Source organism: Amycolatopsis pigmentata (genome assembly GCF_042684065.1).
In the GTDB taxonomy this organism is placed as follows: domain Bacteria; phylum Actinomycetota; class Actinomycetes; order Mycobacteriales; family Pseudonocardiaceae; genus Amycolatopsis_E; species Amycolatopsis_E pigmentata.
Genome location: NZ_JBHUKR010000020.1, coordinates 231,060 through 245,812, shown reverse-complemented (window position 1 = coordinate 245,812; position 14,753 = coordinate 231,060). Strand labels below are relative to the sequence as shown.

Here is a 14,753-nt window from a genome sequence, read left to right as displayed (position 1 = left end):
CACGGGGGCGCGCAAACTCGCGGAGGAACAGTGACACCTGATCAGTTCGAGCCACCGGAGACCGGCGCGGGGCGGCGGCGCCGCCGCAATCGCCGCATCCTGCTGGCGCTGGTGGTCGTCCTCGCGCTCGGCGGGACGGCCTGGGCCGTGCTGCCACAGTGGGGCGGCCCCGAACCGTGCCAGGGCCTCGATCAGACGTCCGGTGACGGTTTCGCGCTGTCGCGATGGACGGGGACCGGCGGCGAGTGCGTCGGCTGGACCGTCGAACGCGATTTCCCGTTCGGTTCCCCCGATCCCGTCGCGGTTTCCGCCATCGCGAAGATCGTCGCGGAGAACCAGGCGGTCCGCGATCAGAACACCAAGCCCTACATCCGCGTCGCCGTGCTGATGCCGATGCTCGCCCGGCCCGGCAGCGCCATGACGACCGAGGACATCGGCACCTCGCTGCGGGGGATGTACGCGGCACAGATGCAGGCCAACCATTCCACCGCGCTCGGCGACACGACGCCGCTCGTCCAGTTGGTGCTGGCCAACGAGGGGTACGACGAGAGTGCTGGGCCGGAGGTGGCCGGACGACTGGCCGCGTTGAAGGACGGGGACCATCCGCTCGTCGCGGCCGCCGGGATGGGGATCAGCGACGCCCACACCCGGGACACCGCCGCGCGGCTGGGCGCCGAGGGCATCCCGAGCATCGGCGCGGCGATCACGGCCGACAACATGGTCGATCCGTGGTTGTTCAAGGTGTCACCGTCCAATCGCGACTATGTCCGAGCGCTGAAAGCTGTGCTGGACAACCATTCGAGTACGACAGCGCTGGGCGGTTATCTCCTCTACGATCGCAATGCCGACGATTACGTGCGCACCTTGAAAGCGGCGTTCACCGAGACCTTCGACAGCGAGTACTCGCTCAGTGAGCACAGCAGCGGGTTCAACGGCAGCAAGCCGCCGCAGGGCGGGACGCCGTTGTTGTTCCACGACGCGGTCAGCGACATCTGCACGTCCAATCCGGACGTCCTGTTCTACGCCGGCCGTGGCCGCGACCTCCCGGCCCTGATCCAGGCCCTGGGCGAGCGCGGACGCTGCCAGAACCCGGTGCGGCCGCTGATGCTCGTCACGGGAACGGTCGGCCTGGCCGTGAACACCGGTGACCTGGACGCGGGGACCATGGGACTGCTCGACGCGACAGCCGCGGATCCCGGCGGCTGGCGCGCGGGCGGGTCCGGAACGCCGAGAGCCTACGCGGCCTTCCGCACCTACTTCACGACTCCGCAGGAGCGTGGCGGTCTCGGCTTCTCCGAAGCCGACCTCGCGAGCGGTTACGCGATCACCCACCGGGACGCGGTGGCCGCCGTGGTGTGGGCCGCGCGCCGCGACGCGAACGCGAAGTCGGATTTCAACAACCACCGCGCCGCCGACACTCCGGCGATTTCCGAGCTGCCCACCGCCGCGGACGTGCGGAACGCGCTGTTCAGCCTGAAGGACAATCCCGTTCCCGGGGTGAGCGGGGAACTGTACTTCCGGGAACAGCCACCGAACGACCTGTGGCCCTACGGCAGGCCGGTTCCCGTGGTTCCGCTCGGCCGGCTCGCCGGAACCTGGAGCATCCCTGGCACCTATCGCACCCAGTGATCCGTCAGCTCTCCCGGACAAGGCCGGAACCAAGGATCCGCGCGGGATCGAAGCGGTCCACGAGTTCGAGGAAGGCCGGATGTCCGGCGCCGTGGTGATGACGCCAGTCGTCGCCGGTGAACGGGATGGTGCCGATGGGATAGGAGACGCCGCCGAGTTCGCGGGCCTGCTCGTACCAGCTCCGGTTGTCGGCGATCATCCGCCGGACCGTGGCCGGGTCGGGTGGCGGGAAGCGGAGCGCGGCGACGAGGAAGGTGATGGTTTCGGCGGGGGTGCGCAACAGCGGGGTGGCCAGTCGCCGGGTGAGGAGCGGGTAGACCAGTACCAGCCCAGCGGCGCCCAGGTCGTCGGGCGTCAGGCCGGTCAGGATCCGGGCGAGGAAGTCGTCGGTCGTGGTGTTGGGAAGCAGCAGGTTGGCCCACGGATGGGGATGCGTCCACGCGCCGAGCCGGCGGAGTTCGGCTTCACCGTCGCTGAGGCGATCGGCGAAATCCCAGTAGGAAAGGTCTTCGATCTCTTCGGAGCCGGGTTCGTGCCCGGCGTCTGCCGTGAGTTCCCGGTCGTCGGGGGCAGCGGGCGGGGTGTAGTAGGTGGCGGCGTCGAGCATGAAGCGGAAGCCCTGTGGGCCGGGGAGAATCTGACCCTGCAGGTGGTCGAACCTGCCTTCCCTCATCAGCACGCGCTGGCTTGCGGTCAACAAGTCGATATCGCGATAGAAGAGCTTGTAGCGGCGGACACGAGCCGGGGCTGGGACGAGCCGGAGCGTGGCGCGCGTGATCACGCCACATTGCCCGAGCCCGGCGAGAAGAGACCGGAACAGTTCGGGCGACTCCGTGGGCGAGCAACTCCGTGTCCGGCCGTCGGCGGTGACCGCGTCCAGTGCGAGCACGGTGTCGGTCTGTGCGCCGTAACGATGACTGGTCCCGCCGAGTCCTCCCACGGAGAGCGTGCCGCCCACGGACAGGCCGAGATAGTCGGTGAGCACGGGCGGCGTCAGGCCCTGCCGGAGGGTCGTGCGCAGGACATCGGCCCAGGTCGCGCCCGCTTCGACGATCACGTGATCCTCGCTGGGGTGAGAGACCCGGTCGAGCGCCGACATGTCGATCACGATGCCGTCGCGCGCCTGAGCCTGACCGTAGGTCGAGTGGCCCTGACCGCGCGGCACGACCGGAATCCCTTGCTCCGACGCGAAACGCAGGACCGTGGCGATGTCCGCGGCCGAGCCCGGGCGCAGGACCGCGCGGGGCCGGTCCGCCACCACGTGCCCGAAATCCTCGGCAGCCTGGGTCAGCGCGCCGGAATCGGCGCGCATTTCACCGTCGAAGGAGAGCGAGAAAAGGCCGTCGTCCATGGGGGCATGGTGGCCCTTTTCGCGGCCGACGTCCATCCACTGTGGACTCAGGACCGTTCGTTCAGCCGTTCGCGCTGGGGCACGACCGTGTATTTCGGGTCATCAGCGGAGTCCTTGCCGGCGTGGAAGATGCCCCACCGCGTGCACGCGGACGCCGCGACCAGAGCGGCGCCGGAGAGCATGCGCACGATCCTGTTGCTCCGGCCGAGCACGGCGCCCGCCGCGCCCGCGAGCGAGAGGACTTCGGCCGCCCGCACGTATTTGCCGCCCTTGCCCCGCCGGTACGGCTCGGCGACCATGCCGAGGCGCTGTTCCATCCGCTTGAACGCGCCGAGTTCCAAGGTGGTGCCGAACAGCGCCAGGTTGCGCGCCGCCGTCGCTTCGCCGTCCGGCGCGGCGATCAGGCCGAGACCGCCGGCGGCGGTGGCGCCGGAGCCGACGAACACATACGGCATTTCGCGGTACCCGTCGTGCCAGGCGGGTACGGCGGTGTCGCTGACCAGCGCGCCGGTATAGGCGGCGACGGCGGGGCCGAGCAGCGCGGCACCCGCCGTGGCGGCCGTGCCGATCCGGGGCAGTTTGCCCGTCACGGCCGAAGCCGCCGACGCGCCCGCGAGAGGCCCGTAGGCGGTGAGCAGCCACGAGCCGATGTTCATCGGTGAGGTCGGCTTGAACACGCGCAGCATGTTGAGGAAGCGGGCGGGACGGCCGAGGTCGTTGACGAGTGCGACCAGCGAGAGGCTGATGGCGCCGAACGCGCCCGTCTTGGCGGCCTTCGCGACGACATCGCTGCCGGTGGCCTGCGCTCCGGCGCCGAGCAAGGACGAGGCACCGGCGAGCCCGCCGAGGAACAGATAACCCGGGATGTCGGGGGAGCGCCACACCGGTCCGTTGATGACCGGTTTCCCGTAGTACGAGGTGAACTGGCTGTCCGGAACCACCGGTTGCTCGCCGCGCTTGCGCCGTTTTCCGGTCGCTACGCCGGTGAGGGGGTCTGGGGGCTTGCCCCCAGTGGGGGTGTGGGGGCCGTGCCCCCACAAAGCACGTTCGCGGGCAGGCGGGTTGGCCTTGGAGTTCACTTGCGCCTCCCGATCATCGACGCGGCGACCGCCGCGAGCGCGCCACCGGCCAGGGTCGCCGCCGCCTTGACGACGTGGCCCCACATCGACGGCAGGTCGCGCGTGGTGACCACGGGGTCGGGCGGCAACCCGTAGACCTCGGGTTCGTCGAGCAGCAGGAAGAACGCGCCGTCGCCGCCGACACCGTCGTGCGGGTTCTCGCCGTAGAGTCGCGCGTCGGAGACCCCCGCGTCGTGAAGTTGCCGGACCCTGGCGTCGGCACGCTCCCGCAGTTCGTCGAGCGGCCCGAACTGGATCGACTCGGTGGGGCACGCCTTGGCACAGGCCGGTTCCATGCCGTCGCCGAGCCGGTCATAGCACAGCGTGCACTTCCAGGCCCTGCCGTCGTCCTTGCGCTGGTCGATGACCCCGTAGGGACAGGCGGGAATGCAGTAGCCGCACCCGTTGCAGACGTCCTCCTGCACCACCACCGTGCCGAACTCGGTCCGGAACAGCGCGCCGGTGGGGCAGACGTCCAGGCAGGCCGCGTGGGTGCAGTGCTTGCACACGTCGGAGGCCATGAGCCAGCGGAACTCGTCGCCGGGACCGGCGCCGGTGGGGGTCATCGCGGCCTCGGACGGGTTCGTGGCGGACCCCTGCTCGGCCATGGCCAGCACGTCGGTGTCGTGGTGCAGGCCCGGGTCCTGGAGGGCGAGCGGCTTGCGTTGTTCGATGAACGCCACGTGCCGCCAGGTGTCCGCGCCGAGCCCCACGGTGTTGTCGTAGGACATGCCGGTGAGCGCCATGTCGTCGGCCGGCACCGCGTTCCATTCCTTGCACGCGACTTCGCACGCCTTGCAGCCGATACACACCGAGGTGTCGGTGAAAAAGCCCATCCGCGGCTGATGGTCCTCGTAACCCAGCGCCGTGGCATCGATGGCGGTCACGTCAGGGCTCCTTCCCGGTCTCTTCGGTGATGCCCGCACGGCGCTGGTACTCGTGGACCAGCTCGACCTTCGCGGGGCCCCGCGGCCTGCGGCCGGGGCGGATGTCGCAGGTCAGGGCCTTGACCTCCTGGATGTGACTGTTCGGGTCCAGCACCACCGAGGTCAGTTCGTTGGCCGCGTCGCCCTTGCTGAGCCCGTTGGGGCCCCAGTGGTAGGGCAGGCCGACCTGGTGGGTCGTGCGGCCCTGGACGGTCAGCGGGGTCAGGCGGCCGGTCACCAGCACGCGGGCTTCGACCGCGGTGCGGGCGGTGATGATCGTGGCCCATTCTCCGTGTTCGAGGCCCCGTTCGGCGGCGAGCTCGGGGGAGACCTCGCAGAACGGTTCCGGTTGCAGCTCCGACAGGTAGGGCTGCCACCGTGACATGCCGCCCGCCGTGTGGTGTTCGGTGAGGCGGTAGGTGGTCAGCGGGTAGGGGAACACCTCCGAGCCCGCCTCGTCGCCGCTGGGCTGAATCTTGTTGTGCGGCGACGAAAGGATCTGCCGGACGGGGTTGTGCTGCTGCGGGTAGAGCAGGTTGGTGAAGGGCGATTCCTGCGGTTCGTAATGCGTGGGCAGCGGCCCGTCCGTCAGGCCCGCGGGTGCGTACAGCCATGCCTTGCCGTCGGCCTGCATGATGAACGCGTCCCTCCCGGTCAGCGCGTCCGGGCCTTTGGCGCCCTCGGCCGGCTTGAAGTCCGGCGCCTTCGTCGGCTTGAAGTCGGGGACGTCGTGGCCGGTCCACTTCCCCTGCTCGGCGTCCCACCACACCAGGGCCTTGCGCTCGCTCCACGGCTTGCCGTCCGGGTCGGCGGAGGCACGGTTGTAGAGGATGCGCCGGTTGGCGGGCCAGGCCCAGCCCCACTCCGGAGCGACCCAGCTCTGCTGGTCGCCGGGCTTGCGCCGGGCTGACTGGTTCACGCCGTTCGCGTAGCAGCCGCAGTAGATCCAGCAACCACACGATGTCGAGCCGTCATCCTTGAGCTGTTCGTAACTGCTCAACGGGTTGCCTTCGGCGTCATGGCCGTTGACCTCGGCGAGGACGGCCTCGGCGTCGGGTTCGGCGAGCGGTCCCTTGGTGGGGTAGTCCCAGGTCAGTTCCACCACCGGCCGGTCCCGTTCGCGCTGTTCGTCCGAAGTGGACTCGTCCATGGTGGCCGCGATCAGCTTTTCCCGGATCTTGCGGCCGAGGTGGTAGGTGAACCACAGGTCGCTCCGGGCGTCACCGGCGGGCTCGACGGCCAGGTGGTGCCACTGCAGCATCCGCTGAGTATTGGTGAAGCTGCCGTCCTTTTCGGTGTGCGCGGCGGCGGGCATGAAGAACACCTCGGTGGCGATGTCCTCGGTGCGCAGCTCACCGGTCTCGATTTCCGGCCCGTCCTTCCACCAGGTCGCGCTTTCGATCAGGGAGAAGTCGCGCACGACCAGCCAGTCCAGGTTGGCCATGCCCAGGCGCTGCATCTTGGCGTTCGCCGAGCCCACGGCGGGGTTCTCGCCGTAGAGGAAGTAGCCCTTGCAGGTGCCTTCCAGTTGCGCCATCACCGTTTCGTAGGTGCTGTGGCTGCCGGTGAGCCGTGGCAGGTAGTCGAAGCAGAAGTCGTTGTCCGGCCGGGCGGCGACGCCCCAGTACGACTTCAGCAGGCTCACCAGGTACGCGCGGATGTTGCCCCAGTAGCCCTTCTCGGTGCCCTCGGCCTGGACGAAGGTGTCCAGGGATTCGTTCGTGTGCGCGTGCGGCATCGGAATGTAACCGGGCAGCAGGTTGAACAACGTCGAGATGTCGGTCGAACCCTGGATCGAGGCATGGCCGCGCAAGGCCATGATCCCGCCACCGGGACGGCCGATGTTGCCGAGCAGCGCCTGCAGGATGGCCGCCGTCCGGATGTACTGCACCCCGACGCTGTGCTGCGTCCAGCCCACGGCGTAGGCGAAGGCACTCGTCCTGTCGCGTCCCGAATTCTCCGTGAGCAGGTCGCACACCTGGCGGAACATATCCTGCGGCACACCGGCGATCTGCTCGACCGCTTCCGGTGTGTAACGGGCGTAGTGACGCTTCAGGATCTGGAAGACGCACCGCGGGTGCTGGAGCGTCTCGTCGGTGTTCGGCTCGGTGCCGACCTCCGCGCCACCGGAACCGTGCGCCTCACCACGGGCCGCTTCCCGCACCGCGCCCCCGCCCCGGGTCCGGCGGTCCCACTCCTGGTCCCGCTGGCCGGAAGCCGCCTGCATGTCGGCTCCTTCGTACTGCCAGGTCCCGACGTCATAGGTGTGGTGCTCGCGGTCGAGCCCGGAGAACACCCCGTCGAGATCCTCGGTGTCGGCGAAGTCGGAGTTGATGATGGTCGCCGCGTTGGTGTAGGCGAGAACATATTCCTTGAAATACTTCTCCTCATTCAGGACGTGGTTGATGATGCCGCCGAGGAACGCGATGTCCGCGCCGGCTCGCAGGGGCACGTGGATGTCGGCGAGCGCGCTGGTCCGGGTGAAGCGCGGGTCGATGTGAACGAGCTTCGCACCCCGGGCCTTGGCCTCCATCACCCACTGGAACCCGACCGGATGGCATTCCGCCATGTTCGAGCCCTGGATCACGATGCAGTCGGCGTTGGCCAGGTCCTGCTGGAACGTCGTGGCGCCGCCACGGCCGAAGGAGGTCCCCAAACTGGGAACCGTGGCGGAGTGTCAAATACGGGCCTGGTTCTCGATCTGGATAGCGCCCAGCGCGGTGAAGAGCTTCTTGATCAGATAGTTCTCTTCGTTGTCCAAAGTGGCGCCGCCGAGGCTGGCGATGCCCATGGTGCGCCGGACCTTGGCGCCGTCGGCCTCCCACTGCCAGCCCTTGACCCTGGCCGCGATGGTCCGGTCGGCGATCATGTCCATCGCGGTGTCCAGATCCAGCGTTTCCCACTCCGTCCCATGAGGACGGCGGTAGAGGACCTGGTACTTGCGGGCGGAACCGGTGGTGAGCTGCAGGCTGGCCGAACCCTTGGGACACAGCCTGCCCCGGCTGACCGGCGAGTCGGGGTCGCCCTCGATCTGGGTGACCTTTCCGCTTTCGACGAAGACGTTCTGGCCGCAGCCGACCGCGCAGTACGGGCAGACCGACTTGACCACCTGCTCCGCGGTCCGGGTGCGGGGGGTGAGCCGGGCGCTGGTGGCGCTCTTGGCCGCCGCTCCGCGGCCGCTCACATCACCCTGCTTCCACTGCCGGTACACCGGCCAGTCGCGGATCCACCGCGGCATTCCCATGGCTGCCTCCCGCCTTCCGCTGCCTGCGACGGCCTACCCGTCCCGGGGGGAAGCTAACCGCTTCCGGCGGACTTTTTTCCCGGCCAGGCGCACGGATCCGCCGAATTGCGGGGACCTTTGCGGTGCGCAACCCTTGATCTGTCCATGACGGTCGTGGCGCCACGGTATCTCCGGGGCGTCACCGGTCGTGCCCGCGCGTGGGAGGGAGGGTGGCGTGCAGTTCCGGGACGCGTTCGCGCGGATGGCCGGATTCGAGGGATTGATCGCCGGGATCGTCTTCGTGGTGGTCTGCCTGGCCGTGACGCTGGCGTTGCTGCTGAGCCGGAAACGGTCGGGTGACAAGCGGCGCCGCGATTCTCATCCCCTGGTGGAAGTCGCCTACGCGGTCGCGCTCGCCGCCGTCGCGGGCGTGATCACGTTCATCACCGCTTCGGCACACAATTCGCTCTCCGCCTCGGTGGTGCCCAAGGGCGCCAGTGGAGCTCCGGCCACCCAGATCGACGTCGACGCCTTCCAATGGTGCTGGCGTTTCCACTACACCCAGCCGGACCGCTCCTTTTCGGGCGTTTGCGACAACAATGGCGGAAGCCTGCCCACGCTCGTCGTCCCGGTGGGACAGCCGGTCCAGCTGCGGATCACCTCCACCGATGTCCAGCATTCGTTCTGGATTCCCGATCTGAGGGTCAAAGTGGACGCCTTTCCCGACCACGTCAACACCGTGACGCTCAACTTCGACCAGGCCGGTCAGTGGATCGGCCGGTGCGCCGAGTACTGCGGCGACTCCCACAGCACCATGCACTTCTGGGTCCGCGCGGTCCCGGCGCAGCAGTACCAGCAGTGGCAGGCGCAGGGGGCGCACACATGACCACGACCGCGTCGGCGCCGGCGGTCGCGGAAACGGGACCGCCTCGCCGGTCCTGGCTGGGCACGACGGACCACAAGCGCATCGCCCTGCTGACCATCGCCACCGCGCTCGTGCTGTTCTTCGCCATGGGCGCGCTCGCGCTGCTGATGCGCGCGCAACTGGCGCGGCCCGGTCAGCACCTGATGAGCAACCAGACCTACGACGAGCTGTTCACCATGCACGGCTCCGGGATGATCTACCTGGTCATCACGCCGCTGGCGATCGCGTTCGGGCTCTATCTGGTGCCGCTGCAGGTCGGCGCTCCGACGGTGGCCGCGCCCCGGCTCACCATGCTCGGCTTCTGGCTGTACTTCTTCGGCGCGCTGACCGTGATCTCCGGGTTCGCCACCACCAACGGCGCCGCGTCCAACGGCTGGACCGCCTATACGCCCCTGTCCAGCGCCCGCTTTTCGCCCGGGGTGGGCAGTGACCTGTGGATAGCCGGGAACTTCGCCGCCGGCCTTGGCATGATCCTGATGGCCGGAACAGTGCTGTGGACGGTGCTGCTGCGGCGCGCCCCGGGCATGACCATGTTGCGGCTCCCGGTGTTCAGCTGGTCGATGGTGGCCACGAACCTGATGGTGCTGGCCGCCTTCCCGTCGCTCCTGATCGCGCTCGGCATGCTGGCTCTCGGCCGCATCACCCCGGACGTGTTCGCCAGCAATATCTGGAATGTCGGATATCAGCATTTGTTCTGGTTCTACGGCCATCCCGTGGTCTACGTGATGTTCTTCCCGTTCGTCGGGGCGGTCGCGGAGGTGCTGGCCACCTTCGCCCGCCGCCGGTTCTTCGGTTACAAGCCGACAGTGCTGTCCCTGTTGCTCTTCGCCGCGTTGTCGATGAGCGTGTGGGGCCATCACATGTTCACCACCGGGCAGGTCAGCGACAACTACTACTCGCTGACTTCGATCTTCCTGCTGGTGCCCGCCGGCCTGGAGTATTTCGGCATGATCGGCACGATCATCGGCGCGCGGATGCGGTTCACCGTGCCGATGTTGTTCGCGCTGGCGTTCATTCCGCAGTTCCTGGTCGGCGGGCTGACCGGCATCATGGTCGGCACCCCGGTGTTCGACTACCAGGCGCAGGACAGCTATTTCGTGGTCGCGCACTTCCACTACACCCTGGTCGCGGGCAGCCTGTTTGGGTTCTTCGCCGGTTTCTACTACTGGTTTCCGAAGGCGACCGGCATCATGCCCGGAAAGGTGCTGGGCCACGCGCATTTCTGGCTCATGGTCGCCGGGACGAACCTGACCTTCCTGCCGATGTTCTGGCTGGGCATCGAGGGCATGCCGCGCCGGGTCGCCGGATACACCGCGCGCGACGGCTTCGGCACGCAGAACCTGCTCGCGTCCACCGGTGCCGGGCTGCTCGGTCTGGCCATGTTGTGCTTCTTGGTCAACATCGTCGTCTCCGTCGTCAAGCGCCGGACGCGCCGCGCGGGCGACAATCCCTGGGAGGCCTTCACGCTCGAATGGGCGACCTCGTCGCCCCCGCCGCCGTTGAACTTCGACGCGGAGCATCCGCTTCCGCCCGCGCGGAGCTACACACCTCTGCTCGACCTTCAGCAGGAGCGGTCGTGAAACCGGCGGGGGTCGTGCTCGGCTGGGCCGCGGTGAACGCCGTGCTGGCCTCGATCATGTTCGCCTACGGGGAAAGCCTCGAGTTCATCGGTCTCTATGGGCTGGCGGTGCTCGGCACCGTGGTGGTCGGTGTGGTGGTGTTCCTGGCCAACCGGCGGCAGTTGTCCTGGCCCCGGCACATGCCGGGTGGCAGCGCCTCGGCCGGCTTTCTCGGGCTCGCCGCCATCCTGTTCGCGGTCGGTTTCGTGTTCACTCCGTGGCTGAGCTATCTCGCGGTGTTCCCGGTCCTGCTCGCGGTGGTGGCGTTCCGCCGCGAGCGACTCCCGGCCGGCCGCCTGCCCGCCTCGTCGACCGAAGTCCGGAGCGGCCCGCTCCGGCCCGAGCCCGCGAGGCCGGGGGAGGAGAAGGCGGCCAAGGCCGTGGGCTTCGTCGCGGCGGCCCTCGCGGCTGTGCGGCGTAGGGGGCGGTCATGACCGAAGAGATGGTCCACATGGGAGCGATGGGGTTGCTGACTTCCGTCGTGGCGCCGGGAATCGTGATGGCGGGACGGCGGTTCGTGCCGTGGCGACGGGTTCCCGCGCAGCCCGTGCTCGTCCTGCCGCTGTTCCTGGCGTTGCACGCGGCGATCACGATCGCCATGGGGGTGGCCGAGTTCGCCGTGCCGGCGGACCTGGCTCTGCACGGCCTGCTGCTCGTGGCCGCGATGTGGTTCTGGCTGCCGGTCCTCCAGCCGCGTCCGGGCGCGCCGGACGCGGCCCGCACGGTGTATCTGTTCCTCGCCGGACCTTCCCTCGATCTCGCCGCCGTCTACCTGATCATCCGCGGAAACGAGCCGGGCGGCCTCGCCATGATCGTCGGCATGCTGCCGCTGGGTATCGCGGCGGTCGCGGTGACCTGGCGGTGGATGGCGCGCGAAGACCGGCTTGCCAGGCAACGGGAAACGGGCCTCTCCCTGGCCGGAGGCAGGCCGGAGGCGGGGAAATGAGCGTGAAAGACCTGATCTTCAAACAGGCCAAGGAAGTCGACGAGCGCTACCAGGCCGCGAAAGGGCTGCGGCCCCGTATGAACAAGGTGTTCCCCGAACACTTCTCGTTCCTCTTCGGAGAACTCGCGCTCTACAGCTTCGTGGTGCTCCTGCTGACCGGGACGTATCTCGCGCTGTTCTTCCAGCCGTCCTCGGCCGAACTCGTCTACCACGGCAGCTACACCCCGATGCACGATGTCGAGATGTCGCAGGCCTTCGCCAGCACGCTCGACATCTCCTTCGACGTCCGGGCCGGCTTGCTGGTCCGCCAGATGCATCACTGGGCGGCCAACATCTTCGTCGCCGCGATCCTGGTGCACCTGCTGCGGATCTTCTTCACCGGCGCCTTCCGCAAACCGCGCGAGGCCAACTGGATCATCGGCGTGTTCCTGCTGATCCTCGGCATCGCCGAAGGATTCGCCGGCTACTCGCTGCCTGACGACCTCCTGTCCGGCACCGGGCTGCGGATCATGTCCGGGATCGTGTTGTCCATCCCGCTGCTGGGCACGTGGCTGCACTGGCTGGTCTTCGGCTCCGAGTTCCCGGGTGAGCTGATCATCCCCCGGCTGTTCGCCGGGCACATCCTGATCCTGCCCGGGCTCATCCTCGTCCTGATCGCGGTGCACCTGGCCGGCGTCTGGTACCAGAAACACACCCAGTTCCCCGGCGAGCGGGGGACCGAGCGGAACGTGGTGGGGGTGCGGACCTTCCCGGCTTTCGCGGCCAGGAGCACGAGCCTCGCGATCATGGTGACCGGAATACTGGCACTGATGGGCGGGATCTTCCAGATCAACCCGATCTTCACCTACGGGCCCTACCAGCCCTCCATGTCCTCGATCAACTCGCAGCCCGACTGGTACCTCCAGATGATCGAGGGCGCGATGCGCCTGTGGCCGGGCTGGCGGATCGACCTGGGGAACTACACGGTCCCCGCGGTGTTCTGGCCCGCCGTGGTCATGCCGATCCTGCTCTTCGGCTCCATCCTGGTGTACCCGTTCGTCGAAAGACGCCTGACCAGGGACACCGGACTGGCGCACAACATCGCGCAGCGGCCCCGTGACGTGCCGGTCCGCTCCGGGTTCGGCGCGATGACGCTGGCCTTCTATTTCGTGCTGGTGATCGCCGGGAACGACGACGTGATCGACTTCGTGTTCAGCGTCCCGTTCGAGCGGGTGGTGTGGTTCGGCCGCATCGGCGTCCTGGTCCTGCCTCCGCTGGCCTTTTACCTCACCTACCGGATCTGCCTGGCGTTGCAGCGAGCCGACCGGGACGTGATCCGGCACGGCGTGGGCACCGGCGTGATCCAACGGCACGCGGAAGGGTACTTCGTCGAGGTCACCCAGCCCCTGCGGGCCGAGCCGGATCAGGAGTCGCTGAAGTTCGCGCGCTACCGGGGCAATCCCGTGCCGCACCTGCCCGGTGATCTCGAGACCACGAAGGACGGCGGCAAGGTCGCCGCCAAGGACACGGGCAGGTTACCGTGAGGGCCACTCGCACGGCTGGGAGGTCCACCTCGGCCGCTTGCGCGAGGGCTTGCCGCGGAAGGAGCGCTCGTCGGTCCGTTGACGTACCAAGAAGACGAGGAGCTGTGGGCGGCGGTGGCCGAACCGAGCCGCCGCCGGCTCCTTGACGTCCTGCTCGCCCGCGGCGAAACGACTCCGACCGCCCTCGCCGCCGAGTTGCCCTTCACGCGCCAGGCGGTGACCAAGCATCTCGCGGTACTGGAGCGCGCCGGACTCGTTCAGGGACGGCGGGTGGGCAGGGAGATGCGCTACGCCGTGCGCGCGGAACGGCTCGACGCGGCGGCACGGGTCATGGCGGCCGTCGCGGCACGGTGGGACGACCGGCTGCGGATGATCAAGAACCTGGCCGGGACGGCGCGTCGCGAGTCGTTGGTGGCCGAGAAGGAGCCTCGGGGGTCGGCGTGACCGTTGCGGGACCTGGGGTCTGGGTCGATCGGTGTGTGCTCGCCGGGGCTTCTCTTTCGCGCTCTTCATGGTCGACCGCGCAATCTGCCCGGCAGTTGTCGTCCGCGGGCTTCGGCTGCCTCGACTGTCCACTAAGGACGTCAATTTCCTCCTTGAACACGGAGAGTTTCCGGTCGACGGATGATTTCACGCCGTCGTGTGCCCGCTGGTCGCTCATGATAATACTTTCGAGTGACGGGAAACGGACTTTTTAATACTTCTCGGTGGTCTTTTATTTTGTCTTAGATGTGCGACCGTGAGTTCGATAAAATTGAGGCATGAGCGACCAGCCTGTCCCTGACCCTGACCGTCCCGTGAGGACGCGTGAAGGGATGCTGCGCACGATTCAGCAGTTGCGCAGGCGGATGAATCGTTTGCAGGCGGAGGAGTTGGCGACGGCGGCGGAGTTCGTGCGGTCGGCGGAGGAGCCGTCGACGGTGCCGCAGGAGCTGGCGCTGGGGTTGTCCATCGGTCGTCCCGCGGCCGGGAAAGTGGTGGCCTGGCTCGGGCTGAACGACCATCCTGCGGAGATGGCGGGCCAGGGGGCGATCCCGGCGTGGCTGGCGCGGCAGATCGCCTCGGGCGAGAACACCACTGTCCGCCGTATCCTGACCGATCCGGAGACCGGGCAGATCATCTCCGTGGGCCGCAAGGCCTACCGGCCGACCGCCTGTCTTGCCCGGCTGGTCAAGGTCAGAGATCGCGAGTGCCGGATGATGGGGTGTCATCGGCCTGCCCAGCGGTGCGAGACCGATCATGCGGAGCAGTGGGTCGCCGACAACGGTGAGACAGCCGACGACAATCTCACCACGTTGTGCGCCCGGCACCATCACCTGAAGGATTCCCCGGGAACCCCTCCACGACCCGGTCATTCCCCTACCCAGCACCGAGGAAGACCCGCCGACACAGGACAAGACCGGCCGGCACGACGGCCCCGCCGCCCCGGAATCCGATTCCGGCCACCCAGCCCACGATCCGCCACCGTTCTGACGCCTCGCGTGGTTGCCGCG

The 14,753-nt window shown here is 68.2% G+C and carries 12 protein-coding genes; 7 read left to right on the top strand and 5 right to left on the bottom strand.

Annotation, left to right across the window (positions count from 1 at the left end):
* Positions 1 to 30 precede the first annotated feature (30 nt).
* The gene (locus ACFSXZ_RS30665) at positions 31 to 1,629 is read left to right on the top strand and encodes an ABC transporter substrate-binding protein (protein WP_378268890.1); all 1,599 of its coding nucleotides are present in this window, start codon (positions 31 to 33) and stop codon (positions 1,627 to 1,629) included.
* A 4-nt stretch (positions 1,630 to 1,633) separates the two neighbouring features.
* On the opposite strand, the gene ACFSXZ_RS30660 is transcribed toward ACFSXZ_RS30665, so the two are convergent.
* From ACFSXZ_RS30660 to fdh, 4 genes are read right to left on the bottom strand one after another with little or no spacing between them, the layout of a single operon-like run.
* Entirely contained in the window at positions 1,634 to 2,980 is a 1,347-nt protein-coding gene (locus ACFSXZ_RS30660; RefSeq protein WP_378268889.1) for an FAD-binding protein, read from the bottom strand.
* A gap of 47 nt (positions 2,981 to 3,027) precedes the next feature.
* The gene (gene nrfD, locus ACFSXZ_RS30655) at positions 3,028 to 4,020 is read right to left on the bottom strand and encodes an NrfD/PsrC family molybdoenzyme membrane anchor subunit (protein ID WP_378269096.1); all 993 of its coding nucleotides are present in this window, start codon (positions 4,018 to 4,020) and stop codon (positions 3,028 to 3,030) included.
* A gap of 35 nt (positions 4,021 to 4,055) precedes the next feature.
* On the bottom strand, positions 4,056 to 4,934 hold the full coding sequence (locus ACFSXZ_RS30650; RefSeq protein WP_378269095.1) for a 4Fe-4S dicluster domain-containing protein: 879 nt from the start codon (positions 4,932 to 4,934) through the stop codon (positions 4,056 to 4,058).
* Positions 4,935 to 4,986: 52 nt separating this feature from the next.
* Complete coding sequence (gene fdh / locus ACFSXZ_RS30645) at positions 4,987 to 8,268, bottom strand: formate dehydrogenase (RefSeq protein WP_378268887.1); 3,282 nt, start codon at positions 8,266 to 8,268, stop codon at positions 4,987 to 4,989.
* 214 nt (positions 8,269 to 8,482) lie between these two features.
* Here fdh and ACFSXZ_RS30640 point away from each other — a divergent pair, with 214 nt between their 5' ends.
* From ACFSXZ_RS30640 to ACFSXZ_RS30615, 6 genes are all read left to right on the top strand, one after another.
* Entirely contained in the window at positions 8,483 to 9,133 is a 651-nt protein-coding gene (locus tag ACFSXZ_RS30640; protein WP_378268886.1) for a cytochrome c oxidase subunit II, read from the top strand.
* Complete coding sequence (locus tag ACFSXZ_RS30635) at positions 9,130 to 10,752, top strand: cytochrome c oxidase subunit I (protein WP_378268884.1); 1,623 nt, start codon at positions 9,130 to 9,132, stop codon at positions 10,750 to 10,752. Before ACFSXZ_RS30640 ends, ACFSXZ_RS30635 begins: the two co-directional genes overlap by 4 nt.
* Positions 10,749 to 11,225, top strand: a complete 477-nt coding sequence (locus ACFSXZ_RS30630; protein ID WP_378268883.1) for a hypothetical protein — start codon at positions 10,749 to 10,751, stop codon at positions 11,223 to 11,225. The genes ACFSXZ_RS30635 and ACFSXZ_RS30630 overlap by 4 nt, the downstream gene beginning before the upstream one ends.
* Positions 11,222 to 11,737, top strand: a complete 516-nt coding sequence (locus ACFSXZ_RS30625) for a hypothetical protein (RefSeq protein ID WP_378268882.1) — start codon at positions 11,222 to 11,224, stop codon at positions 11,735 to 11,737. The genes ACFSXZ_RS30630 and ACFSXZ_RS30625 overlap by 4 nt, the downstream gene beginning before the upstream one ends.
* On the top strand, positions 11,734 to 13,260 hold the full coding sequence (gene qcrB / locus ACFSXZ_RS30620; protein ID WP_378268880.1) for a cytochrome bc1 complex cytochrome b subunit: 1,527 nt from the start codon (positions 11,734 to 11,736) through the stop codon (positions 13,258 to 13,260). The genes ACFSXZ_RS30625 and qcrB overlap by 4 nt, the downstream gene beginning before the upstream one ends.
* A 78-nt stretch (positions 13,261 to 13,338) precedes the next feature.
* On the top strand, positions 13,339 to 13,704 hold the full coding sequence (locus ACFSXZ_RS30615) for an ArsR/SmtB family transcription factor (RefSeq protein WP_378268878.1): 366 nt from the start codon (positions 13,339 to 13,341) through the stop codon (positions 13,702 to 13,704).
* A 385-nt stretch (positions 13,705 to 14,089) separates the two neighbouring features.
* On the opposite strand, the gene ACFSXZ_RS30610 is transcribed toward ACFSXZ_RS30615, so the two are convergent.
* Entirely contained in the window at positions 14,090 to 14,338 is a 249-nt protein-coding gene (locus tag ACFSXZ_RS30610; RefSeq protein ID WP_378268877.1) for a hypothetical protein, read from the bottom strand.
* Positions 14,339 to 14,753: the final 415 nt, after the last annotated feature.